The organism is Pseudomonas sp. PvP025, from assembly GCF_017832155.1.
In the GTDB taxonomy this organism is placed as follows: Bacteria; Pseudomonadota; Gammaproteobacteria; order Pseudomonadales; family Pseudomonadaceae; genus Aquipseudomonas.
The window spans coordinates 249,829-273,236 of the sequence record NZ_JAFIBJ010000001.1; the positions used below are offsets into that span (position 1 = coordinate 249,829).

General features: G+C 63.6%; 22 protein-coding genes. 14 read left to right on the forward strand and 8 right to left on the reverse strand.

Annotated elements, in window-relative coordinates:
• Positions 1 to 36: 36 nt before the first annotated feature.
• The 7 genes from JOE32_RS01225 to JOE32_RS01255 all read right to left on the reverse strand — a co-directional run bounded on the left by JOE32_RS01225 (position 37) and on the right by JOE32_RS01255 (position 7,641).
• Positions 37 to 1,326, reverse strand: a complete 1,290-nt coding sequence (locus JOE32_RS01225; protein WP_209980707.1) for a PAS domain-containing methyl-accepting chemotaxis protein — start codon at positions 1,324 to 1,326, stop codon at positions 37 to 39.
• A complete protein-coding gene (locus tag JOE32_RS01230) occupies positions 1,323 to 2,585 on the reverse strand; it encodes a GTP-binding protein (RefSeq protein ID WP_209980709.1) in 1,263 nt (420 codons plus the stop codon). The genes JOE32_RS01225 and JOE32_RS01230 overlap by 4 nt, the downstream gene beginning before the upstream one ends.
• Positions 2,582 to 3,244 (reverse strand): nitrile hydratase subunit beta, encoded by a 663-nt coding sequence (gene nthB / locus JOE32_RS01235; protein WP_209980711.1) that lies wholly within the window; start codon positions 3,242 to 3,244, stop codon positions 2,582 to 2,584. Before nthB ends, JOE32_RS01230 begins: the two co-directional genes overlap by 4 nt.
• A 41-nt stretch (positions 3,245 to 3,285) precedes the next feature.
• Entirely contained in the window at positions 3,286 to 3,879 is a 594-nt protein-coding gene (gene nthA, locus JOE32_RS01240) for a nitrile hydratase subunit alpha (RefSeq protein WP_209980713.1), read from the reverse strand.
• A gap of 78 nt (positions 3,880 to 3,957) precedes the next feature.
• Positions 3,958 to 5,472, reverse strand: a complete 1,515-nt coding sequence (locus JOE32_RS01245; protein ID WP_209980715.1) for an amidase — start codon at positions 5,470 to 5,472, stop codon at positions 3,958 to 3,960.
• Positions 5,473 to 5,625: 153 nt separating this feature from the next.
• Positions 5,626 to 6,495: a transporter gene (locus JOE32_RS01250; RefSeq protein ID WP_209980717.1), complete on the reverse strand. Its 870-nt coding sequence runs from the start codon at positions 6,493 to 6,495 to the stop codon at positions 5,626 to 5,628.
• An 87-nt stretch (positions 6,496 to 6,582) separates the two neighbouring features.
• Entirely contained in the window at positions 6,583 to 7,641 is a 1,059-nt protein-coding gene (locus JOE32_RS01255; protein WP_209980719.1) for a phenylacetaldoxime dehydratase family protein, read from the reverse strand.
• 563 nt (positions 7,642 to 8,204) lie between these two features.
• Here JOE32_RS01255 and JOE32_RS01260 point away from each other — a divergent pair.
• Both JOE32_RS01260 and JOE32_RS01265 read left to right on the forward strand, forming a co-directional pair.
• Positions 8,205 to 9,140, forward strand: coding sequence for a helix-turn-helix domain-containing protein (locus tag JOE32_RS01260; RefSeq protein WP_209980721.1), 936 nt, complete (start codon positions 8,205 to 8,207; stop codon positions 9,138 to 9,140).
• Positions 9,141 to 9,285: 145 nt separating this feature from the next.
• Positions 9,286 to 9,912, forward strand: a complete 627-nt coding sequence (locus JOE32_RS01265) for a TetR/AcrR family transcriptional regulator (protein WP_209980723.1) — start codon at positions 9,286 to 9,288, stop codon at positions 9,910 to 9,912.
• Between the two features lie 20 nt (positions 9,913 to 9,932).
• On the opposite strand, the gene JOE32_RS01270 is transcribed toward JOE32_RS01265, so the two are convergent.
• On the reverse strand, positions 9,933 to 12,689 hold the full coding sequence (locus tag JOE32_RS01270) for a glycoside hydrolase family 3 C-terminal domain-containing protein (protein WP_209980725.1): 2,757 nt from the start codon (positions 12,687 to 12,689) through the stop codon (positions 9,933 to 9,935).
• 509 nt (positions 12,690 to 13,198) lie between these two features.
• Here JOE32_RS01270 and JOE32_RS01275 point away from each other — a divergent pair.
• From JOE32_RS01275 to gspD, 12 genes are all read left to right on the forward strand, one after another.
• On the forward strand, positions 13,199 to 13,420 hold the full coding sequence (locus JOE32_RS01275; protein WP_057008267.1) for a hypothetical protein: 222 nt from the start codon (positions 13,199 to 13,201) through the stop codon (positions 13,418 to 13,420).
• 63 nt (positions 13,421 to 13,483) lie between these two features.
• Positions 13,484 to 15,214 (forward strand): type II secretion system ATPase GspE, encoded by a 1,731-nt coding sequence (gene gspE, locus JOE32_RS01280; protein WP_209980727.1) that lies wholly within the window; start codon positions 13,484 to 13,486, stop codon positions 15,212 to 15,214.
• Positions 15,211 to 16,413 carry a type II secretion system inner membrane protein GspF gene (gene gspF / locus JOE32_RS01285; RefSeq protein ID WP_057008265.1) on the forward strand — a complete coding sequence of 401 codons (1,203 nt, stop codon included), beginning with the start codon at positions 15,211 to 15,213 and terminating at the stop codon, positions 16,411 to 16,413. The genes gspE and gspF overlap by 4 nt, the downstream gene beginning before the upstream one ends.
• 19 nt (positions 16,414 to 16,432) lie before the next feature.
• Positions 16,433 to 16,858 carry a type II secretion system major pseudopilin GspG gene (gspG, locus tag JOE32_RS01290; protein ID WP_003231965.1) on the forward strand — a complete coding sequence of 142 codons (426 nt, stop codon included), beginning with the start codon at positions 16,433 to 16,435 and terminating at the stop codon, positions 16,856 to 16,858.
• 10 nt (positions 16,859 to 16,868) lie between these two features.
• Entirely contained in the window at positions 16,869 to 17,300 is a 432-nt protein-coding gene (locus tag JOE32_RS01295; RefSeq protein WP_057008264.1) for a type II secretion system protein, read from the forward strand.
• Positions 17,297 to 17,659 carry a type II secretion system protein gene (locus JOE32_RS01300; protein WP_209980729.1) on the forward strand — a complete coding sequence of 121 codons (363 nt, stop codon included), beginning with the start codon at positions 17,297 to 17,299 and terminating at the stop codon, positions 17,657 to 17,659. Before JOE32_RS01295 ends, JOE32_RS01300 begins: the two co-directional genes overlap by 4 nt.
• Entirely contained in the window at positions 17,656 to 18,285 is a 630-nt protein-coding gene (locus tag JOE32_RS01305) for a prepilin-type N-terminal cleavage/methylation domain-containing protein (RefSeq protein ID WP_209980731.1), read from the forward strand. The genes JOE32_RS01300 and JOE32_RS01305 overlap by 4 nt, the downstream gene beginning before the upstream one ends.
• The gene (locus JOE32_RS01310; protein ID WP_209980733.1) at positions 18,282 to 19,007 is read left to right on the forward strand and encodes a general secretion pathway protein GspK; all 726 of its coding nucleotides are present in this window, start codon (positions 18,282 to 18,284) and stop codon (positions 19,005 to 19,007) included. Before JOE32_RS01305 ends, JOE32_RS01310 begins: the two co-directional genes overlap by 4 nt.
• Positions 19,004 to 20,047 (forward strand): PilN domain-containing protein, encoded by a 1,044-nt coding sequence (locus JOE32_RS01315; RefSeq protein ID WP_209980735.1) that lies wholly within the window; start codon positions 19,004 to 19,006, stop codon positions 20,045 to 20,047. Before JOE32_RS01310 ends, JOE32_RS01315 begins: the two co-directional genes overlap by 4 nt.
• Positions 20,022 to 20,633, forward strand: a complete 612-nt coding sequence (gspM, locus tag JOE32_RS01320; RefSeq protein WP_209980737.1) for a type II secretion system protein GspM — start codon at positions 20,022 to 20,024, stop codon at positions 20,631 to 20,633. The genes JOE32_RS01315 and gspM overlap by 26 nt, the downstream gene beginning before the upstream one ends.
• Positions 20,630 to 21,154, forward strand: coding sequence for a general secretion pathway protein GspN (locus JOE32_RS01325; RefSeq protein WP_209980740.1), 525 nt, complete (start codon positions 20,630 to 20,632; stop codon positions 21,152 to 21,154). Before gspM ends, JOE32_RS01325 begins: the two co-directional genes overlap by 4 nt.
• On the forward strand, positions 21,151 to 23,397 hold the full coding sequence (gene gspD / locus JOE32_RS01330; RefSeq protein ID WP_209980742.1) for a type II secretion system secretin GspD: 2,247 nt from the start codon (positions 21,151 to 21,153) through the stop codon (positions 23,395 to 23,397). Before JOE32_RS01325 ends, gspD begins: the two co-directional genes overlap by 4 nt.
• The last annotated feature ends 11 nt before the right edge of the window (positions 23,398 to 23,408 follow it).

Below are 23,408 nucleotides of genomic sequence, written 5' to 3' on the forward strand. Positions count from 1 at the left end.
TGCAAACACATTGGCCTGGCAGGCGGTTTCAGCGGTTCAGCTCTCGATCATGTCGGCGGCTTGCTGGGTGGCCTGGCTGGTGCGGGTGGCCAGCTTGCGCACCTCATCGGCGACCACCGCAAACCCGCGCCCGGCGTCACCTGCCCGCGCTGCTTCGATGGCGGCGTTGAGCGCCAGCAGGTTGGTCTGGCTGGCAATGCCCTGGATGGTGGCGACAATGTGCGTCAGCTTGCTGAGGGTTTCTTGCATGACCCGGTGCTGTTGCTCCTGAGCCTCGCGCATCGCACTTTCTTCATGCCTGGCGTGGATGTCGGTGATGGCGCCCACCACCCGTTGCGGTGAGCCATCCGCTGCGCGGCGCGTCTGGCCACGCCCGCGAAACCAGCGGTAGGTGCCGTTTTGGTGCTTGAGCCGATAGTCCACATCGAACGGGGTTTTGCCGCTGCGGTCCTCGACATGCGCCACAAATGCCGCGATGGCCCGTGCGCTATCCTCGGGATGCAGGCGCGAGGTCCAGCTTTCCAGGGTGTTGGGAAACTCCTCGACCGTGGAGCAGCCCAGCAGCCGGCGCATTTGCGAAGACCACCAGATGACATTGTTCGGGTTCGCCGGATCGCCGGCCACCACCTCGATATCCCACAGCCCGTCATGCAGCATTTCGCGGGAGATCTCGAAACGCGCAGCCGTCAGTTCGAGTTCCGCGTGCCGGGTGTACTGTTCGTGAATGTCCTGCAGGCTTCCGCCCACGGCGACCGCCACGCCTTGCGCATCGCGGCGCGAATGACCGCGCAGCCTGCGCCAGCGATAGTCGTTTCCCGGAGCGGGCGCCATGCGCACGTCCAAGGCAAAACCTGTACGCCCGCTGCGATCGGCCAGGTGCCGCTCCAGGGCTGCCGGAAAGCGTTGCCGGTCAGCCGGATGCAGCTGTTCAATCCACCGCGCCAATGAGTCAATCGATGGGTGCTCGGGCGAGCAGCATCCGCTCCAGCGCACCGTACAGGTCGGTGCAAGTGTGTTCCCGTCCAGCTCAAGCTCCCAAAACAAGGCATCAGCCCCTTGGGTGATCAGCGCCAGGCGGTTTTCCAGTTGCTGCAACAGCTTTTCGCGCGCGGCAAGGCCTGTGCTCAATTCGGCGACATCCAGCGTCAGCGTGCGCGCCTGCTCCTGCAGGGCGCGCCGTTCCTGCAGCAGGTGCTCGACGCCTGCCAGGATGCGTCGCAACAGCGGGTTGCTCGACGATAAAGGTGTGCTCGCCTGGTCCGGCTGGTCGAGTCTGTCGGCGAGCGGCGCCAATACCCAGCGGCTGGTCCGGTTGAAAAAAATCATGCAGCACCTCCTTGAATGGGATCCACCGCCGGGGCGACTGCGGACATGGCAGCGGCATCAAATGCGGCCGCCCCCGGCAGTGCCTGCCAGACCGGTGGGCCGGCGGCGATTTCTTCGACGCTCAGCAGGCAGTTGTCGAGTTCGCGCTGCAACCTGTCCGTGTCCATGCCCTGGCCAATGAAGACCAACTCCTGCCGGCAGTCGCCGACAATGCTGTCCCACTTGGTCATGAGGCTCTGCAGGCGGTATTCGTCTCGCGGCCATTGCGCCGGTTCGACGAAGTGCCACCAACGGCCGACATAGTCCCACTGGAACTGCCTGGCGCTTTGCACCAGCAGGCCGGTTTCCAGGTGACGGCTGGCCAGCCAGAAATAGCCCTTGCTGCGCAGCAAGCGACCGTTGCACCAGGGCCGCTGGAGAAAGTCGAGCAAGCGCTGCGGATGAAAAGGCGCGCGCTCGCGGTACACCCAGGACGTCACGCCATAGGTATCCGCCTCGGAAGCCGCTGCGTCGACAGCGTCCATTTTCTTCATCCATCCCGGCGATGCCGCCAGGCTGGGCAAATCGAACAGATGGGTGCCGAGGAGGGCGGCCAACGCCACCCGACCGTGGGCCATCGGCAGGATGCGTGCGGACGGGTTGAGGCTGGCGAGGATCGAGCGCAATGCCAGGTAATCCTGCTCACCGATCAGGTCCAGTTTGTTGACGAGAATGACGTTGGCGTATTCCACCTGTTCGATCAGCAGGTCTGCCAGCGGGCGTGCAGGCGCGCCCTCGGTATTGTCTTGCGCAACGCTGTCGCTCGATTCCAGCAGTGCTTGAAACTGGCTACCGTCGACTACCGTCACCAGGGTGTCGAGCCGCGCCAGTTCGCTGAGGCTGAAGCCTTCTGTGTCGAGGAAGGCGAAGGTCTCCGCGACCGGCATCGGCTCGGAAATCCCGGTGGATTCAATCAGCAGGTAATCGAAACGCTGCTGGCGTGCCAGGGCGCTGATCTGCTCAAGCAAATCGGCGCGCAGCGTGCAGCAGATACAGCCATTGCTCATCTCGATCAGTTCATCGCTGCCACGCTGCAGCGATACGTCGCGCTGCACTTCCTGGGCATCGATATTGACGTCGCTCATGTCGTTGACGATTACCGCCACTCTCAGGCCTTCGCGATTGCGCAGAATATGGTTGAGCAGGGTGGTTTTTCCGGCGCCGAGGAAGCCCGAAAGTACCGTCACCGGTAGTCGGCCCGACTGGGCGCCGGTCATCATGCGTTCACCGCTTGTGCAGGGCTGGCCTTGTCCAGGTAGCCTTCGAAAAGGTCGACCACCACGAACCCATCATCCGCCGCGTCCCCCCACAGGTCTTTCACGCGGAACTCGACGTGGTAGGTGGGCTGATGCGCCGCGCTCGTATCGCCATGGCCAATTGCGTCGGGGAACGGCCACTTCGCCGATGTGCGGTGCAGCACCACACCCTCTTTGCCACGCACGTAAGCCGGCATGCGCACATGCCCTGCCACGTACTCGTCGCGCACCACCACACGGTCGCCCACGTCGAACGGCGGCCGCCCGGTCAGCGCCGCGCGACCTTTGGCATGGGCGGGGTTGGCCAGCTTGAAGTGCGAGCCCAGCGCCTGATCGAGCTCCGCCTGGGTGATCACGCCGGTTTCGACCAGCAGGGTGGCGGTGGCAATGACATAGCGTTCGTAGTATTGGGTGCCCACGTGTTGACGCACGTCCAGGCGTTCGACGGCGTGACGCACTTCGTCCACGCTGAACTTCTTCAAGTGATCGACGCCGATGAACATCAAGCTGTAGGCCAGGTGCTCCCAGTCCTGTTTGAACACCGGTGTGTAGCTCAGGCTGTTGATGGTGTGGGGGATTTTGCCAAAGCCCTGGAAACCGCCAAGATCATGAAAGCCATCCATTGTGCATACCTCTGAAAAGTTAACGGAACAACGCGTCTCGGCTACGCTACGTGGGGCAGCGCGACACCGATCAGCACATCCTTGGTGATCAGTTTTTGCAGCGCCTCTTCATCCATGGCCTCGCTGCCCTGGGGCCTTACCGGCAATACCAGGTAGCGGGTTTCGGCGCTGGTGTCCCACACCTTGACGGTGACTTCATGGGGCAGCTCGGTGCCCAGTTCGCGCAGGACAGTGCGGCCTTCACGGACCAGTCGGGCACGGAATTCGAAGCCCTTGTACCACTCCGGCGGCAGGCCGAGGACGGGCCAATTGGTGCAGGAACACAGGCTGCAGACGATGACGTTTTTCAGTGTCGGGGTGTCTTCAAGGGCGACGATGTATTCGCCCTGTGGGCCGGTGTAGCCGAACTGCGCGCAGGCGGCGGTGCCGTCGCGTAGCAGCAGCTCGCGAAACGCCGGGTCCACCCACGCCTTGGCCACCACCCGTGCGCCGTTCTCCGGGCTCCATTCGTGTGCCATCAGCTGTGTCATCTGTTCTATGTAACCGTCGGGAATCAGCTCCTTTTGCTTGAGCACCTGAAGTAACGCCTGTGCTCGCTCGCCTGGGGTCGAAGTGGTGTGGTCATGGGTTTTCATCGTTGGACTCCTCATCATTGAGCTTCGAAGCAGCGACTGATGGCTTTATTGTTTTTGCGCTTCACGGGGGCGAATCGATTACAGGGTTTTCCAGTCGACGGACGCCTCGAAGGCGGCGGCTGCCTGGTAGATCGTGCCTTCGGCGTAATGCTTGCCCACCAGCATCATCCCGACCGGCAGGCCGTCCACCAGGCCGCAGGGAATCGACATGGCCGGATGGCCGGTGATGTCCTGGGCTGAGGCATTGCCGATCATTTCCAGCGCGCGGGCCACGTATTCGGTGATTGAGCAATCGGCGTGCGGATGGGGCTGGGCAACGATAGGCACGGTCGGCAATACCAGCAGGTCATAGCGCGCCAGTGCCGCGTCATAACCGGCCCGCGCCATGCGCCGCAGGTTTTGCGCCTTGGCATAGAAACGCCCGTTGTAGCGATCCAGGCCATATTGGCCGATGAACATGCACATCTTCAGGGACGCCGACAACGTATCGGCCTGCTCGCGCCATTGCGCCTGTTTGTCGAGCAACGCGACGTCATACAGACCTTGCCAGTTAAAGCCGGCCCCATTGCCGTGCATCATCTGCATGGTCAGGCCTTCACAGCCGATGGGCAGCCACAGCGAACCGGCGATGGCGTGTTCGGGCACCGACACCTCTTCGACCTCTGCGCCCAGCCGCGCAAGTTGGGCGATGGCGTTGCGTACCGAGGCGGTGACGCGCGGGTCCTGGTTCGCCAGTGCGAAGCCTTCCTGCAGAATGCCGATCCGCAGCCCTTGCACCCCGCGCTGCAGATAGTCGCTGTAGCTGTCGACCCGGGGCGCGGCCTGGCGTGGATCGAGCCCATCCGCGCCGGCCATGACCTCCAGCATCAACGCGTTGTCGCGCACCGTGGCGGTGATGGGGCCAGCATGGTCGATCGTCGCTTCGATGGCCATGATGCCGGTGTAAGGCACCAGGCCATGGGTCGGCTTCATCCCGTAGGTGCCGCAGAATGCCGACGGAATCCGGATGGACCCGCCCTGATCGCCGCCGACCGCCAGATTGGCTTCGCCCGTGGCAACCAGCGCCGCGCTGCCGGACGACGAGCCGCCCGACGAAAAGCCCTGGCGGTAGGGGTTATGCACCGGCGCGGGGTCGGAGGTATGACTGCCACCGGACACGCAATAATGCTCGCACGTCGCTTTGCCAATGATGGTTGCCCCCGCATCCAGTAAGCGGGTGACGACCGTGGCGTCGAACGACGGCACGAAGCCCTCCAGCGGCTTGGCACCATTCATCATGGGCACGCCGGCCAGCGAGATATTGTCCTTGAGGACGACCGTTTTGCCCGCCAGCTTGCCGGTGCGGGCACCGTTGACTTCGGTGCGTACATACCAGGCATTGAGCGGGTTGTGCGCCGCCGAGGGGCGATAGCCCGGCGTGCGCTCGTAGCGTATCGGCGGGATGCAGTCAGGCAGCGAATCGATCAGGTCGTAGGCGTCGAAACTCGGTTGCATCAGGGCCAGGTATTCGCTGGCCTGTGCGTGGTCGAGCTGCATGTGCAGGTTACCGGCGATATCCAGTAGCTGCTCCAGGGTGGGGCGAACGATTGCCATAGTGAGGCTTTCCTTATCGTAAAGGCCTGTGAGCACGGCGTGCTCGGCAAAAAAAATCAGTGGGCCTGGAAGCCAGGATAATCCCGGCCGACCCACTCGGGCTTGGCTGAAAAAGACAGCGGCTTGGTTGAAACGGACAGCTCTCTGTCTGTCTCAAAACACGCGCGCGTAACGCAGGTTCATCCGAAAGTTTTCCCTGGGGCCGTTCTCCACCGAAAGGTCCTTGCCCAACTGCAGTTGGATCTGGTCCTGGGCGGTAAAGAATTTGGTGGCCGTCACGCGAAAGTTGGTCGTGCCCATTTCGTTGTCCTGGTTGACGTGTTCGATATGGGTCTCGCCGGCCCAGGTACGCCCAAAGCCTAAGCCGAACGCGGTCGTGGCGTCAGGCATGTAGCGCCCCATCACCTGCGCCGCGTAGGACACGTCCTGCTTGAGGCGGTCGCCATTGGCACCGAAATCGGTGTTATCGCCATACCAGGTCGCGCCGCCTACCAGGTCCATCGCCCAGTGTTCAGTGAAGTGCTTGACGTAGGCGCTCTGCAATTCGAACTTCCAGCGGTTCTCACCGATGTTCAGCGCGTCGTCCTTGTCGTAAGTGCCGGTGGGCACATACACATAGGGCGCGATGCTGAGGGTGTCGCGGGCGTCGTTGAGCCGCCACTTGAGCGGCGCCGTCAGGATCAGGTCGCCGATGCCGCGCGTGCTGCCCAGCGCCGAGGCATCGCCGCCGGTGGACACGTGGCCGAACGGCAACAGGAATTGCGGGTCGATGGTGAGCGTGTCGCTCAACGCGTAAACATGCAGCAGACGCAGGATGCCAACGTCCGAGTTCAGGTTGAAGTCCGAGCTGGCCTTATGGCCGTTGGTATAGGCCGAGTTCGTGGTGGAGTGCTGGTAGTAAATCGCACCGATGGTCGCGCCGACGGGGTATTGCTCGTAATCGCCGGGGGCCACCTCGACGGCGTGCGCCTGCAGCGTGGGCAATACGGTGGTGAGTGTCAGCAGACGGATCTTGTTGTTCATCGCGTATTCCTTGCAAAGGGGGGCCGTGCCGCCTGAAAAAGGCGGCAAGCGAGCTGAAGTCCGGGTGGGCTGTAACGCCGCTGGGGCTTAGGCTGACGCCGCTTGCGCGTCGCGCAGCATGCCGGTACACGGGTGGCAGTTGATGTACTCGAACACCTGGCTTTTGGCGTCCGACACCGACACTTCGTGGTACAGGCGCAACTTTTTCAAACCGGCGGCCACGCGGAAAAACGTCACGAAAATGCGCAGGTGGGTGGGGTGGGATTCGGCCCAGCGTTCGAGTTTTTCGAGTGAGCGCCAATGGCCGATGTTGTAGCTGACGTCGAGGAAATTGCCGTCCATATCGATATTGCGCACGAACCGATTGCTGTAGCAGCCAAGGGGTTGGCCGTTGTCGCGCAGGAAGTCCATGCCGTCCTGTAGCGTCGGCAGGATTTCATCGAGGTACAGTGAACGTTCATCCGCCTCGGCATCCTCCCAGTCCTGGCCCGAACGAATCAGCGCAATGTTGTCATGGCCCAGCACCACGACGCGCCCGCCTTTGACAGGGTCGCCTGCGACGATGCGCAGTTCATCGGACGGCTTCATCCAGTCCGTTTGAGAGATCGGAAAACGATCGCGCATCGAGCCCCAATAACCATGCTCTTCGATTTCCCCACTGGTGGCGTCCATGACCGCGCCGACACCCGGAAGGTTTTCCTGGAAGGCATACAGGGTTTCGAACTGCTCGGCACGTGGTGCGGTGATCTCACGGAAGTAACCCAGGCCCTCACCGAGACGCTCCGGCGCCGCCCACCAGCCATTCACCTCGGCTGAACGCAGCCAGCGGCAGTGGGCGGCCGGGTCTTTCCAGTAACCCACGACAATCAGATTATCGAAGCCGCTGCTGTCGGTGTGGTGGGTCAAATCGTGGGTCTGCGGGCCATCGGGCAGGCTGAAGCTGTTCACGATATGCCGCATGGCCTGCAATGCAGCCTCGCGTTGCGCCTCGCCTCGATATTGCACACCCAGGTAAGCCATCACCACTTGTTGCAACTGCTCGTCAGCGCGTGCCACCCACATCGGAAACGGCGGCTGGTACTCCTCGGGCACGCGGCGAGACAGGGTGCGCGGACATTTGAGATGTTTGTCGATTGCAGATTCCATGTTGAGCTCCTGGTTATTATCGTTCAGGCATACGGTTCAGGCTTGGCGGTCCCGCGGTTGTCCGCGCTCGGTGACCTGCCGGCGATGCAGCAGCTGCATGACGCCCCATTCGATCCACCAGCAGGTCGACTCTTCCGGCACGAGGTCGCGCTGGTGCAGAAGCCAGGATGAGTCAGACAATCGTTGCGCAGAGTGTGGATGCATGGTGTGCCTCATCAGCGGGGGTATGAGCGGCTGTGAGGCAGAAATTAGGCTGGCTGGCGATAGGCCGCTTTGTTCGTCAGGACAACTGTTTGGCTGGCAAGGACAACACGGCATTGACGGCTCGCCACGAACGGTTTTGGTGCGCGCACGGCCAACGCCTGAAGACCTTTGCGTCCAAATGGGGAGGGTTTGCTTTTCACCCACCCTGCCGCGTGGCGGTGACTTGCAGAGGAGTGACGCGCTTGACGCTCTGCGGGGCCAGGTGATTTCGCCTGGCCTGTTAATTGCTTGATTGCCTGCGTTCAAAAACCAATGACAACTTATCGAACGCTTACTGCACCGGTACCGAGGGACGTGCCATGAACTCAACCACTCAGTATTCGACCCTTGCCGTTTCGGCACCTCGTCGCTTCGATTATTGGAAAGAAGTGGTGTGCCGCCATTGCCTGGCGGCCGATAGCCAGCCCATGTCCCAGAGCAGTTTTGACGGTGCGCTCGCAGTCAATCCCATGGGCGCTCTGGATATCTGTTCGTTGTCCTCACCCCTGCATTATTGGGAGCGCTCCGCCGGGCATTTGCGCAGCGGTCCGGCTGAAGATATATGGCTGGGTTTCTCTCGAAACGGCTATGGCCAACTTGAGCAGGGCGGGCGCAAAACAACCCTGTCGCCTGGCAATTTGTTTCTTTATGACGCAAATCAGGCATTCCGATTCAGCTTTGGTGGTACCGAAAACCACCTGGTCCGAATCCCGCGAGCGCTGCTCACCGAGCGCCTGCCACGCATCGCCGACTACACGGCCATGGTCCTTGATGACCGGCGCCCCGGCGTCATCCCATTGCGTGAAATGCTGCGACAGGCGTCAAATACGTCGGCTTCGTTGCAGGATGCGAATATCTCCACCCGTTACTCAAGTGCCATGCTCGATCTGCTCGTTATCAGCCTTGAGCTCCAGGACCTCAAGACGACTCACGAGGAACTGGATCTCTACGGCCGCATCATGCAGTACATCCAGCGGCACCTGACCGAGCCGGATCTTTCGATTGAAGTCATTGCCCAGGCCCACCACGTGTCGACCAGAACCGTCACCCGCGCCTTCGCTCGCTATCAGAAAACGCCGGTCGCAGAGATCTGGAAAGAACGCCTGAATGCCAGTCGCGAAGCGATTGAGCGCGGCCAGGTGCGCAGCGTTTCCCAGGCGGCGCTGGACTTCGGCTTTTCCGATTTCTCGCACTTCAGTCATGCGTTTCGAAAGGCCTTTGGGGTTGCGCCCAATACCCTGCTGCATCGAACGTAACGCGGCGGTGTTAACCGACTCCACCCGTGCAGGCATTCATGATCGCTGCCCCGGCGTTTCTCGCCTGCTGAAAAGCCCCCCGCGCTTTATTTGCGACCCGCCAGCAATTTGGATACGGTGCACGTCTGCCCACAAGGACGTCCCCATGATCAAACCTGCCCCCAAGACCCGCCGCGCGCCCAAAGGTGAAAAACGCCGCGAAGAGCTGCTCGACGCTGCCTTGCAGGTGTTTTCCCTGGAAGGCTACAGCGGTGCATCCGTGGCCCGGGTGGCGGCGATTGCCGGCATCTCGGTGGCCGGCCTGCTGCATCATTTTCCCAGCAAGATTTCATTATTGATGGGCGTACTGCAGCGCCGCGACGAGGTGAATCAACGGATTGCCGACGAGGTGCGGGCGGAGAAATCGCTGTCTGGATTGCTTGGCAGCCTGCGCGCGATCAACCGCTCCAATGCCAGTGCGCCGGGCGTGGTGCGGGCCTTCACGATTTTGAATGCGGAAAATCTGCTCGACACTCAACCCGCCTGGACCTGGTTCCAGGAGCGTTATGCGGGCATTCAGCAGCGACTGCACGGGCAGTTTGCCGATCTGGTAGCGATGGGGGAGGTGCGTGGGGATGTGGACCTTGCCGGGCTCACCGAAGAGATCCTGGCCATGATGGACGGCCTGCAGATCCAATGGCTGCGCTTTCCCGGGCAGGTGGACCTGGTGGCGCGGTTTGATACTTACATCGCGCGGGTCGATGCAGCCATCAGGTTCGTCCCTGAACCGTGATCTATCCCTGAATCAGCCGATCAATTGCCGGCTGCGCTGCCCTGGCTGCTGTCATCGGACATGTCGTAGCCATCACCTTCGCTGGTGTCGCTGTCGGTATTTTCGTTCTGCTTGAGCACGCCACCGGTCTTCACCTTTGGCGCTTCACGCAGCGTTGAATTGAGCGCCGAACGCGGCAACGGGTTGCTGCTGGTGGTCGACAGTTCCTGGCGGAACGAGTTGACCAGTTTGGCGTTCAGGCGGATGTCCTGGGACGATCCACCCACCGACAGGTTGAAGCTGTCGGCATCCACCACCCACTGCTTGCTGGCCTCGTCAAAGTAGGCCAGCGAGCGGTCGTTCAGCTCGATGGTCACGCGCTTGCTTTCGCCCGGCTTGAGGAACACTTTCTTGTAGCCCTTGAGCTCTTTGGGTGCGCGTTCAACCTTGGGATTGTTCTGCCCCACATACAGCTCGGCCACCTCGGCACCGGCGACCTTGCCGGTGTTGGCCAGGTCGAACGACACCTTGATCGGTGCGCCGGCCACCGCGACCCCAGGGGTCACGCTGATGTTGCTGTAGCCGAAGGTGGTGTACGACAGGCCGTAGCCGAACGGGTAGAGCGGCTTGATGCCTTTTTTCTCGTAACCGCGATAGCCGACGAACAGGTCATCCTTGTAGCTCATCTCGGCCAGGGTTTCCTGGTTGTCGAACTTGGGGAAGGTCGCGTAGATCGGGTTGTCTTCGATGTTGCGTTCAATACTGATCGGCAGCTTGGCCGACGGATTGACCTTGCCCAGCAGGATTTCCGCCAGGGCCTGGCCGCCGTTCTGGCCAGGGTAGAACGCATGCAGCGCGGCCGGCACCTGGTCGATCCAGTCGCTCATTTTCAGCCCGGTGCCGCCGTGCAGGGTCACCACGGTGTTCGGGTTGACCTTGGCGATGCTCTGGATCAACTGACCCTGGAACTCCGGCAGGTCGAAGCTGTGGTCGAAGCCTTCACCTTCGTATTCACTGCTGTTGCCGGCGGCTACCAGCACGGCGTCGTACTTGGCCAGGTCCTGCGGCGCAACCAGCGACGCCCAGCTCATCTGCACGCCCACCAGGCCGCCCATGGTCGAGAGGTAGCCGTTGCGGCGCGAGTACTCGAGCTTGATGTCCACCGGCTTGCCGGCTTCCAGGTTGACCTTGGCGAACACGGGGATGGTCGGCGGGATGCTGTTGTTCGGCAGCGGCTTGCCGTCGCCGTTGTCGAGCACCTTCTTGCCGTTGACGTAGAGGCGTACCGCACCGTCGGCGCGAATCTTGAACACCTGTTCGCCGCTGACGGTCGGTGTGATCTGGCCGCTGTAGCGGATCGACGTGGCCGCCGTATCGCCGTTCACCGGCAGGCTGTCGGTCGACCAGTCCAGGTCAACGTGCTGATCGGTGCGGCTGGCCGCCGGGTCGCCGGACCAGTTGGTGTTGCTGAAGAACTCGGTCTTCACGCCTTTGACGCTGTTGCCGTTGCCGTCCAGATGGGTCCAGTTCGAGGCGGTCGGGTCCAGGGACAGACCGTCGATGAACTCGACCTTGGCACCCGGTGCCAGTTGCTGCAGGCCGCTCAGTTCGCTGACGTAGTTGGCCGCCATCACGTTCGCGCTGCCGAAACCGGTCGGCGGTGCGTACTTGGCGAGGTTGCCCACCACGGCGATGGTCTTGACCTTTTTCGCGTCCAGCGGCAGCAGGTTGTTCTGGTTCTTCAGCAGCACGATACCTTCGCGCGCGGCGTTCAGCGCCACGCGGTTGCTGGTGGCGCTGTTCATGTTGTGGCTGGTCAACGGCGCCTTGCTGTCGAATTTGTACAGGTAGATCTGCTTGAGGATGCGGCGCACCTTGTCATCGATGGTTGCGCTGCTGAGCTCGCCGCTGTCCAGGAACGGCTTGAGCACCGTGCTGTTCATCTGGTAGCCCATCATGTCCAGGTCGGTGCCGGCCTGTGCGGCAGGCAGGCCGTTGACCACGGCGTTGTAGTCGCTCTGGACGAAGCCCGGATAGCCCCATTCGGTTTTCAGGATGTCGTGGATCAGGTGCGAGTTTTCGCAGGCGAATTCGCCGTTCACCTTCTGGAACGCACACATCATCATCGCCACCTTGCTGTTCTTCGAGGCGGACTCGAAAGGCGGCAGGGTCATCTCGCGCAGCACGCGCTCGCTGATGGTTTCGTTGAGGTGGAAGCGGTTGCTTTCCTGGTCATTGGCCGCGTAGTGCTTGGCGTTGGCCCACACCCCGCGTGACTGGATGCCGTTGATCAGTGCCGGGCCGAGGCTGGCGCCGAGGAACGGGTCTTCACCGGACAGGTACTCGAACGCACGGCCGCTGTAGGGCATGCGGTACAGGTTCATGCCGGGGCCGGTGACGAACTGGTAACCACCGCTGGCGGTGTCGTAGCCCAGGGCGCGACCCACGTCGATGGCGCGGCGCGGGTTCCAGCTGGCTGCCAGGTTCGGGCCGGACGGGTATACCACGCCCTGGGCATTGCCCTCGCTGGTGTAACGCACGCCCACGCCGCCATCGGCGCCGTGAATCTGCGGGATGCCGTACTGGCTCAACGGCTTGACGTCCCAGCCACCGGTGCCGCCGATGTAGGCGAGTTTTTCTTCCATGGTCATTTTGGCCAGGGTTTTATCCGCGGCCTTTTCCGCGCGGCTCACGCGGCCTTCATCCAGCGCCGGGCTGGTCGCCGCGTGCACCTGGGATACCGCCAGTGCCAGCAGGGCAAAAGCCGACTGCGCACCGATCATCTTGCGTTTACTCATGGGTCTCTCCAGTCACTGTTTATTGAACATGGCGCTGCAGCAAGTGTGTTCCAGCGCACACGCTCGTCACTTTTTCACAGGCAATAGTTGGCCATTAACGCAATTTTTAGCCGATGGCTAATTGCAATTACTTGGCAAGTTTCACTGTTTTATTAGTGTAATAATTGTATGAGTTATTAGTATGAGTGGTGTCTATGCGATATCACGATGTGGCATTTTGAATCGCAAAAACCCCGTAATTAAGACAATTCTTGCGCTTGTAAGTCAAACAAAAGCTAATTTTTGCGTAAAATTAGAAATATTCTTTTACGATTTTGAACTTTAACTAAACCTACAAGTCGATTGGTTTAAGAAAATGTCTGCCGGGGTGGCGAACTAATGGCTCTGTCCAGTAGTTCTAAAAGGCCATGCCCTAAACAGGCTGTCATATACACGGCTTTGGTGTAGGGTCTTGAGCGAGTTCAAGGCGCCACTCGAGCTAATCGCTGTTGTTGATCTGGAGAAAGTTGATGAAGATTTCCCTGTTGAGTGCTGGTGTTGTGCTGGGCGTTGCACTGAGTGGCGCGGCCATGGCTGCTGAGTCCACCGATGCCGACGCCAAGTCCGGCGCCACCGATTCCACCGTGCTGACCCAGGCCCACGACGCCAAGGCAGCCAAAAAACAGAAGGCCGAAACCACCAAGGGCGGCCGCCCGCAGAACAGTTCGGGCACGCCGAAAACGTCCAACTAAGCGCAACCCTTTGCAGGAGCGAGCTTCTGGCTCCTGCAAACTACTCCTCTCAGACAGTCGCCCATGCCCAGCCCGTCAACGCCCCTCAATGCCTGCCAGATGCACATTCCGGATACCGACCAGGTATGCGCGTGGCTGATGCAGCAGGCCGGGTTGAAAACCGTTGACCTGGAGCGCGCCCGGCGCCTGTCCCAGGAATCCGACGACACCGAATTGCTCGGCCTGCTCACCCGCCTCGGGCTGGTCTCGGAACTAGAGCTGGCCCGCGCCTGGGCCGACCTGCTCGGCGCACCGCTGGTGCTGGCCGATGCGGCGCCGCCGTTGCTCGACCCACTGCCGGCCCTGACCGAGCGTTTCATGCGCCATTACCAGGTGGTGCCCGTGGGCTGGAGCCAGGGTGGTGTGCGCGTGCTGGCCGCCAACCCCGCGCAGGCTTATCCGTTCCAGGCCATGGCCTATGCCTGCGGCGTACCGGTTTGGCTGGCGGTGGGCCCGCGCAATGAGGTCGAAACGCTGATCGAGCGGTACTACGGCCAGGGCCGCTCGGCCATGGGCACCCTGATCGAAAACCTCGATGAGCAGGGCGGCACGCTGGAAGACATCGAACACCTCAAGGACATGGCCTCCGAAGCGCCGGTGATTCGCCTGGTCAACCTGATCCTGCAGCGCGCGGTGGAACATCGCGCCTCCGACATCCATATCGAACCTTTCGAAAACCAGCTCAAGGTGCGCTACCGCATCGATGGCGTGCTGCACGAAGCCGAAGCGCCGCCGTCCAGCTCGTCGGCGGCGGTGATCTCGCGGGTAAAGATCATGGCGCGGCTGGACATCGCCGAGCGGCGCCTGCCCCAGGATGGCCGCATCATGCTGCGCATCCAGGGCAAGGAACTCGACTTGCGGGTGTCCACCGTGCCCACCAGTTTTGGCGAATCGGTGGTGATGCGCCTGCTCGACCGCCAGACCGTGCAGTTCGATTTCCAGAGCCTGGGCTTCGACGGCCAGCGACTGGAAACCTTCCTTGAAGTGCTGGAGCGTCCCCACGGCATCCTGCTGGTCACCGGCCCCACCGGCTCGGGCAAGACCACCACGCTGTACACCGCGCTGTCGCGGCTCAACACCGCCGAGCGCAAGATCATCACCGTAGAAGACCCGGTGGAATACCAGCTCGAAGGCATCAACCAGATCCAGGTCAAACCGGCCATCGGCCTCGACTTTGCCGGCGCGCTGCGCTCCATCGTGCGTCAGGACCCGGACGTGATCATGATCGGTGAAATCCGCGACCTCGAAACCTGCCGCATCGCCATCCAGTCTTCGCTGACCGGCCACCTGGTGCTCTCGACCCTGCACACCAACAGTGCGGCGGCGAGTATCACGCGCCTGTTGGACATGGGCGTCGAAAGCTACCTGATCGCCTCGACGGTCAACGGCATCCTCGCCCAGCGCCTGGTGCGCCGTCTCGACCCGGCGACGCGTGAAGCCTTCGAAGCGCCGCCGGAATTGATCGCCGAACACGGCCTGGACCGCTTTACCGAACAACGCCCGATCCTGCTTTACCGCCCCCGCGCCGACGCGCCGGGCGGCGGCTATCACGGGCGCAGCGCAATCACCGAATTGCTGGTGATGAACGACGAACTGCGCAGCCTGCTGATGCGTCAGGCCGATGCCGCCACCCTCGAGCAGGCCGCCCGCCGTGGCGGCCTGCGCACCTTGCATGAAGAGGGCCTGCGCCAGGCCGTGGCGGGTGTCACCTCGCTGGAAGAAGTGCTGCGCGTCACCCGTGGAGACGGCGCGTGAGCCTGTTCAAATACCGCGCCCTCGACAGCCAGGGCCAGCCGCAAAACGGCACCCTGGAAGCCAGGGACCAGGACGCCGCCGTTGCCGCGCTGCACAAGCGCGGCCTGCTGTTGTTGCACATCGATGTGGCCGGTGCCCAGGGCCTGCGCAAGGCCTTCGGCCGTGGTCAGTTGAACGGCGCGGCGCTGGTCAGTTTCACCCAGCAACTGGCAACCCTGCTCGGCGCCGGGCAACCCCTGGAACGTTCCCTGGGCATCCTGCTCAAACAGCCTGGTCAGCCGCAGACCCGCGCGCTGATCGAGCGCATTCGCGAACACGTCAAGGCCGGCCAGCCATTATCCAAAGCGCTGGAGGAGGAGGGCAGCCAGTTCTCGCCGTTGTACCTGAGCATGGTGCGCGCCGGCGAGGCCGGTGGCGCCCTGGAAAATACCTTGCGTCAGCTCAGTGATTACCTGGAGCGCAGCCAGCTGTTGAGAGGCGAAGTGATCAACGCGCTGATCTACCCCGCGTTTCTGGTGGTCGGCGTGCTCGGTTCGCTGGCCCTTCTGCTGGCGTACGTGGTGCCGCAATTCGTGCCGATCTTCAAAGACCTGGGCGTGCCGATCCCGTTGATCACCGAAGTGATCCTCGGTCTCGGGCAGTTTCTGGGTGCGTATGGGCTGGCCGTGCTGGCCGGCCTGATCGTCGCCTGCTGGACACTGGCCGCGCGCCTGCGCGACCCGCAGCGGCGTGAGCGTTACGACCGGCGCCTGCTCGGCATCCGTGTGATCGGCCCGCTGTTGCAACGCGTCGAGGCGGCCCGCTTGACGCGCACCCTTGGCACCTTGCTCAGCAATGGCGTGGCGCTGCTGCAAGCGCTGGTCATCGCGCGGCAGGTCTGCACCAACCGCGCGCTGCAGGCCCAGGTCGCCGACGCCGCCGATTCGGTCAAGGGCGGCGGCACTCTGGCCAGCGCCTTTGGCGCGCAACCGCTGCTGCCCGACCTGGCCCTGCAAATGATTGAAGTCGGCGAACAGGCCGGCGAACTCGACAGCATGCTGCTCAAGGTCGCCGACGTGTTCGACGTGGAAGCCAAACGCGGCATCGACCGCCTGCTGGCCGCTCTGGTGCCGTCCCTGACCGTGGTCATGGCGGTGCTGGTGGCGGTGATCATGCTGGCGATCATGCTGCCGCTGATGAGCCTGACCAGCAATATATGAACCCTTGAGGAAGCAACCCATGCGTCACACCCGATTCAAGCCTGCCCGCCGCCAGGGCGGTTTTACCCTGCTGGAAATGCTCGCCGTGATCGTGCTGCTGGGCATCGTCGCCACCATCGTGGTGCGCCAGGTCGGCGGCAACGTCGACAAGGGCAAGTACGGCGCCGGCAAGGCGCAACTGGCCAGCCTGGGCATGAAGATCGAAAGCTACGGACTGGACGTCGGCTCGCCGCCCAAGTCCCTGCAGCAACTGGTCGAAAAGCCGGGCAACACCGCCGGTTGGGCCGGCCCGTACGCCAAGCAGTCGGACCTCAAGGACCCGTTCGGCCATGCCTTCGGCTATCGCTTCCCCGGCGAGCACGGCGCGTTCGACCTGATTTTCTACGGCCAGGACGGCCAGCCCGGCGGCGAAGGCTACAGCGCCGACCTGGGCAACTGGGAATAAACCTGCGCCCATGCCCAACCTCCAACGCGGCTTTACCTTGCTCGAAATGCTGGTGGTGATCGTGCTGATCAGCATCGCGGCCGGCCTGGTGGGGTTTGGCCTGCAACAAGGCCTGCGCGCGGCAAAAGAACGCCAGGTGGTCGGGCAGATGGTCGAAGCGCTGCGCAGCACGCGGGCGCGGGCGATTGTCAGCGGCACGGCGCAACACACCGTGTTCGACTTGCGCAGGCTGAGCTTTGCCGCGCCGGGCCGGCCAACAAAATATTGGCCGGCCGATCTGCAGGTCACCTTGCACACCGCCGAACAGGCAGGTTCCACTGTGGAGTTCTACCCGGATGGCAGTTCCACCGGCGGCAACCTGCTGTTGGCCAACGGCACTCGGCGCTGGCGCATCGACGTTGGCTGGCTGACCGGCAGCGTAGAATCCAGGGCCTTGCCATGAAGCGCCAGCGCGGTTTTACCCTGCTGGAAATGCTCGCCGCGCTGACGCTCATGGCCATCTGCAGCACGGTGTTGCTGGTCGCTTTCGGCCAGAGCGCGCGCTCGTTGTTGCAGGTCAATCGCAGTGATCGCCTGACCCTCGCGGCGCAGAGCCTGCTGGACCAGGAAACCATGGGCCCGTTGGCCAACGAGGTGCGCCAAGGCGAGTTCGATGGCATCCATTGGCAACTGAACATCGCCCAGCAGCCGACCCGCATGGGCCAGCCTCACCTGTTTCGCCTCGACTTGACCGTCAGCGAGGGCGCGCGTCAGGCGCACTTCAGCACCTTGAAACTGCGTGCCGCCGGGGCCGGTTTGTGACGCGGCGGCAGCAGGGCTTCACCCTGCTTGAAATCATGATCGTGCTCAGCCTGCTCGGCGTGTTGCTGACCCTGGTCGGCGGTGCCTTGCTCGGCGCCAATCGCGCGGTGCTCAAGGCCCAGCGCTACACGGTCAGCCTGGATGAAATGCGCGCCGCCCAGCAGTTTTTGCGCACCGCCATCAGCGAGGCGCTGCCGCTGGACGTGACCGAGGACGACAGCCAGGCCGACGGTTTTTTCAGCGGCACCGCGCAGCGCATGCAGTTTGTCGCGACCTTGCCCGGTGTGCTGGGCGGCGGCATCCAGCGCTTTACCCTGCAACTGAGCGGCCCCGAGGCCGCGCGTGATTTGCAGGTGGCGTTCGCGCGGTTCGAGTCGGCGGCGCAGGTCAGCGTGCCGGCCTCGCGCGGCGAACCGCAGGTGCTGCTCAAAGGTGTCGAGGACTTGCAGTTCAGCTATCGCGGCGTGTCGCCCAAGGGCCAGGCCACCGGCTGGATCAACGAGTGGCCGTGGAGCAAGCGCCTGCCCTATGCGGTGCGCATCGACGCACGGGTAAACGGGCCGGTGCCGTGGGTCACCCAGGTGGTTGCGCTACGGCTGAACCTGTCGGGCGGGGCGCCGGAATGATCAAGCAGCAACGCGGTGTCGCGCTGTTATTGGTGCTGTGGGTGCTGGCCTTGCTCAGCCTGCTGCTGGGCGGGCTGGCCGGCTGGGTACAACTGCAGACCCGCCAGGCCGCCTGGCATCGCCAGCACACCCAGGCGCTGCTGGCCGCCGAGGCGGGTGTGACATTGACCCTGCAGGCCCTGGCTGACCCGACGCAGCGCAAGCAATGGGTGGCCGATGGCCGTGAGGTCCCGCTGACGTTCGATGATGCGCAATTGCGCGTCAGCGTTCGCAGCGACCTCGGCAAGCTGTACCTCAACAGTGCCGACGTGGGCGATTTTGCGCGCCTGGCCCTGGCCTGCGGTGCCACCCAGGCCCAGGCCGACCAGTTGGCCAGAGCCCTGGAGGTGCGGCGCAACCAGGGCCATGCGCCGTTTCGCGTGGTGGAAGAACTGCGCCAGTTGCCGGGCATGAGTCGCGCCCTGTACAGCGAAATGGTGCCGGAGATCAGCCTGTGGAGCGGGCTGGACCGGCCCGACCCGGCGTTCGCCAGCCCGTTGATGCGCCGTGCCCTGAACCTGCCGCGTCAAAGCGCGGTGGGCGCCAACGCCGGTGATGTGCTGGTGATCGACAGCCGCGCACAACGCCCCGGCGGTTATCACGCGCAGTTGCAAGTCACGGTTTTATTGAGTCCCGCGCAAGGCAGCGCACAACCTTATCGAGTCCTACGTTGGCAAGAATGAATGAACATCTGGCCGCCCGCCTGCAGGGGCTGACCGAACCGGTCACACGCCGCTGGCACGGCAGCGTCCTGCAACAGGGCTGGCGGCTGTGGCTCAAGGAGCTGCGCGGCTGCGTGCCGGCATGGCTGCTGGTGCAGGATGCCGCCGAGCAGGTTTACCGCTGGCCGCTGACCGCGCCGGTGCAAACCCTCGCGGGCGACGCGCGCCAGGTACTGCTGCTGGGCCGCGACGCGGTGCTGCGCCAGACCCTGCAATTGCCGCTGGCCGCCGCGCGCAACCTGTCGACGGTGGTCGGCTATGAGCTTGACCGCTTTACGCCGTTCGACGCCACGCAGGTGTACTTCGTCGCGCGCCAGGAGCGCCGCACAGCGACCCATGTTGAGGTGACGCTGGTGGCGATCCTGCGCGAGCGCCTGGACCGGATTCTCGAAGAGTGTGCCGCCCTCGGCCTGCGTCCCCATGCGGTGGACGTGGACGATGGCGCGGGGCAGTCGATGGGCATCGATCTGCTGCCGGCGCCGCTGCGTCCACGCCAGCGCCCTGCCGGCAAGGGTTTGCAGCGCAGCCTGCCGTGGCTGTGCGGCGCTCTGCTGATGGCGGCGATGCTGCTGTGGCTCAACGACCGCCAGCGTGTGCTCGACGCCATGCATCAGCGTGTGCGCGAGCAAAAAGCCGAGGTGGCTCAGGTGCAGGCGCTGCGTCAGCAATTGCTCAATACCCGTGGCGCCGCGCAGTACCTGATCCGCCGCAAAATGGCGCAACCGCCGCTGGCGGCGCTGCTCAATGAACTGACCGCGTGCCTGCCGTCCGACACCTGGATCGACCAGTTGGAAGTCAACGACGGCGCCGACGTTTCGTTCTCCGGGCAAAGCGCCAAGGCCAGTGCCTTGATCACCCGCATCAAGGCCTGTCGCAGCCTGGAAAATGCTCAGTTCGAAGGGGTGATCCAGCCCGATGCGCAAACCGGCAAGGATCAGTTTTCCTTGCGCGCCCACCTGCACCAGGAGGCTGCCGATGCGCCGTCCACTGACACCCCGTGAACGCCGTGGCGCGGCCTTGATCGCCCTCGCGCTGGTGCTCGGCGCCGCGTACTGGCTGTTGATCGACAGCTGGTTCGCCGGGCCGTTGCGCGCCATGGGCGAGCAGGCCGAACAACTGCGCGAGCAGCAGCAGCGTTACGCCGGCGTGTTGCGCCAGCGCGACAGCCTGCGCGAACAACTGGAGCAGGCGCGCCAGGACCCGGCGAGCAGCACCAGCCTGCTGCCGGGGGACGATCCCAGCGCCGTGGCGGCGGACCTGATGCAACGCCTCGCCGACCTGATCAACAGCCGCGCCAGCCTCGGCGGCGGCTGCAGCCTGACCCAGCGCATGCCCATCACCCCGGAGCAGGATGAGGCCGAGCCGTATCGCCAGGTCAAAGTCAGCCTGACCCTCGATTGCGCGATTGAACCGCTGACGGCGATCCTGCATGAACTGGAATATCAGCGCCCGTTTCTGTTCGTCGATGAAATGAGCATTCGCCGTGGCCCCAATGCCCCCGCCAGCGGCGCCGCCGGCAAACTGGTGGTGCACCTGCTGGTGCGCGGCTACCTGCAACCGGCCGCTGCCGTGCAGGTGCGCCGATGATCAATCCATTGCGTCCCCTGGAGTGGGGCCTGCTCGGCGTGGCCGGGCTGCTGGGTGTTTTGATGGTCGGCATTCTCAGCAACCTCGGCGATGCGCCGCAGTGGTTGCCGCCGCCCGCGCCGGATGCGCGGGCCAACGCCGCGGCCACGGTGCTGGTGGCGCCGAGCGCGACCCTCGACAGCCTGGCCGGCACCTGGCAGGCGCCGCTGTTCAGCCCCGACCGCAGCCCCGACCGCGCCGTCGGCCAGGCCGAGACCTCCAGCCTGTCGAGCCTGACGCTGACCGGCATCGTGCTCGACGGCGACCTGCGCGTGGCGCTGCTCAAGCGTGCCGACGGCCCCGCGCTGAAAGTCCGCCAGGGCCAGACCCTGCCCAATGGCTGGGTGTTGGAACACCTCGACGCCCGTACTGCCCGTTTCGTGCTTGATGGCCGCACGCAAACCCTGAGCCTGCGGGCCCTGCGTTTGCCGCCGCCGTCCAGCACACCTCCGATTACCCTTCCTCACGAGTCATCCCCTTGATCGATACCTACCCCGGCGCCTTGCGCACCACCGTGTTTTGCCTGGCCACCGCCGTTGCCCTTGGCGGCTGCGGGTCGTTCCCCAAGCACCCAGCGCCTGACGAGTCCCTGCTGCATGAGGCGCTGCAGGGCACTGGTTCGCAGCGCCCGGCCGTGGACCCGGCCAGTGAACAGGCGTCGCCCGGCAGCAGCCAGCCCCAGGCAAGCACGCCGCCGCAGCGCCAGTTGATTCGCGGCAACCAGCAGTTTGTGCGTCAGCCGGCCGCGAGCCGTGCCGGCAAAGAGGAGGCCGGCGGCGACATCGTGTTCAACTTCGCCGACCAGCCCATCGAGGCGGTCATCAACAGCGTGATGGGCGACCTGCTGCACGAGAGCTACAGCATTGCCCAGGGTGTGAAAGGCAACGTCAGCTTTTCCACCTCCAAACCGGTGAACAAGCAGCAGGCGCTGTCGATTCTCGAAACCCTGTTGTCGTGGACCGACAACGCCATGATCAAGCAGGGCAACCGCTACGTGATCCTGCCGGCCAGCCAGGCGGTGGCGGGCAAGCTGGTGCCGCAGATGCGCGTGTCGCAACCGTCCAGCGGCCTGTCGGCGCGGCTGTTTCCGTTGCGCTACATCTCGGCCACCGAGATGCAGAAACTGCTCAAGCCGTTCGCCCGGGAAAATGCATTTTTGCTGGTGGACCCGGCGCGCAACGTGCTCAGCCTGGCCGGCACACCCGAGGAATTGGCCAACTACCAGGACACCATCGACACCTTCGATGTGGACTGGCTCAAGGGCATGTCGGTGGGCGTGTTCGGCCTGCAACGCGCGTCCGTGGCCGAGCTGATGCCCGAGCTGCAAAAGATGTTCGGCCCCGACAGCGGCATGCCCCTGGCGGGCATGGTGCGCTTTTTGCCCATCGAGCGGACCAATTCGGTGGTCGCGATCTCGTCCCAGCCGCAGTACCTCAGCGAGGTCGGCGACTGGATACACACCATCGACGAAGGCGGCGGCAACGAGCCGCAGATGTACGTCTACGACGTGCGCAACATGAAGGCCACTGACCTCGCCAAATACCTGCGGCAGATCTACGGCAGTGGCGCGATCAAGGACGATGCGCCGGCGAAAGTCGCCCCCGGTCTGCGCACCGCGACCTTGTCATCGCCCGGCACCAACAGCACCTCCGGCAGCATGCCCGGCGGCCTCAATGGCAACGGCAATGGCATGGGCAATAACCCGCCTGCCTCTGCCGAGCAAGAGGAGCAGGAACCCGACGCTGAGGCTGAGCAGGGCAGCGAGAGCGCCGAGCAGGGCGCCGGCGAAGGAGAAGGCGCACCGGCCAAAAGCCTCGACGCCGGCACGCGCATCACCGCGCAAAAAAGCAGTAACCAGTTGCTGGTGCGCACGCGCCCGGTGCAGTGGAAGGAGATCGAATCGGCGATCAAGCGCCTCGACAATCCGCCGCTGCAGGTGCAGATCGAAACGCGCATTCTGGAGGTCAAGCTCACCGGCGAACTGGACCTCGGCGTGCAATGGTACCTGGGTCGCCTGGCGGGCAATTCCACCAGCAACACGGTGGCCAATGCGGCCGGCAGCCAGGGCGCATTGGGCGCCGGCGGTGCCGGCCTGGGCGCCGATTCGTTGTTCTATTCGTTCGTCAGCACCAACCTGCAAGTGGCCCTGCACGCGCTGGAAACCAACGGCCGCACCCAAGTGCTGTCGGCGCCGTCGCTGGTGGTGATGAACAACCAGCCGGCGCAGATCCAGGTGGGCGACAACATTCCCATCAGCCAGACCACGGTCAACACCGGCGCCTCCGACACCACCTTGAGCAGTGTCGAATACGTACAGACCGGGGTGATCCTCGACGTGGTGCCGCGCATCAATCCGGGGGGCCTGGTGTACATGGACATTCAGCAGCAAGTCAGCGATGCCCAGGACCAGCCGTCCAACAACGACCCGCAAAACAACCCGCGTATTTCCACGCGTTCGGTGTCCACCCAAGTGGCCGTGCAAAGCGGGCAGACCGTGTTGCTCGGCGGCCTGATCAAGCAGGACAACGCCGAGAGCGTCAGCGCTGTGCCGTATCTGGGCAGGATCCCCGGATTGCGCTGGCTGTTCGGTAACACCAGTAAATCCAAGGACCGCACCGAGTTGATCGTGCTGATCACGCCGCGGGTCATCACCAGCAGCAGCCAGGCACGGCAGGTGACCGATGATTACCGCCAGCAGATGCAGTTGCTGCGGCCGGCAAAATGACCACGCTCGGG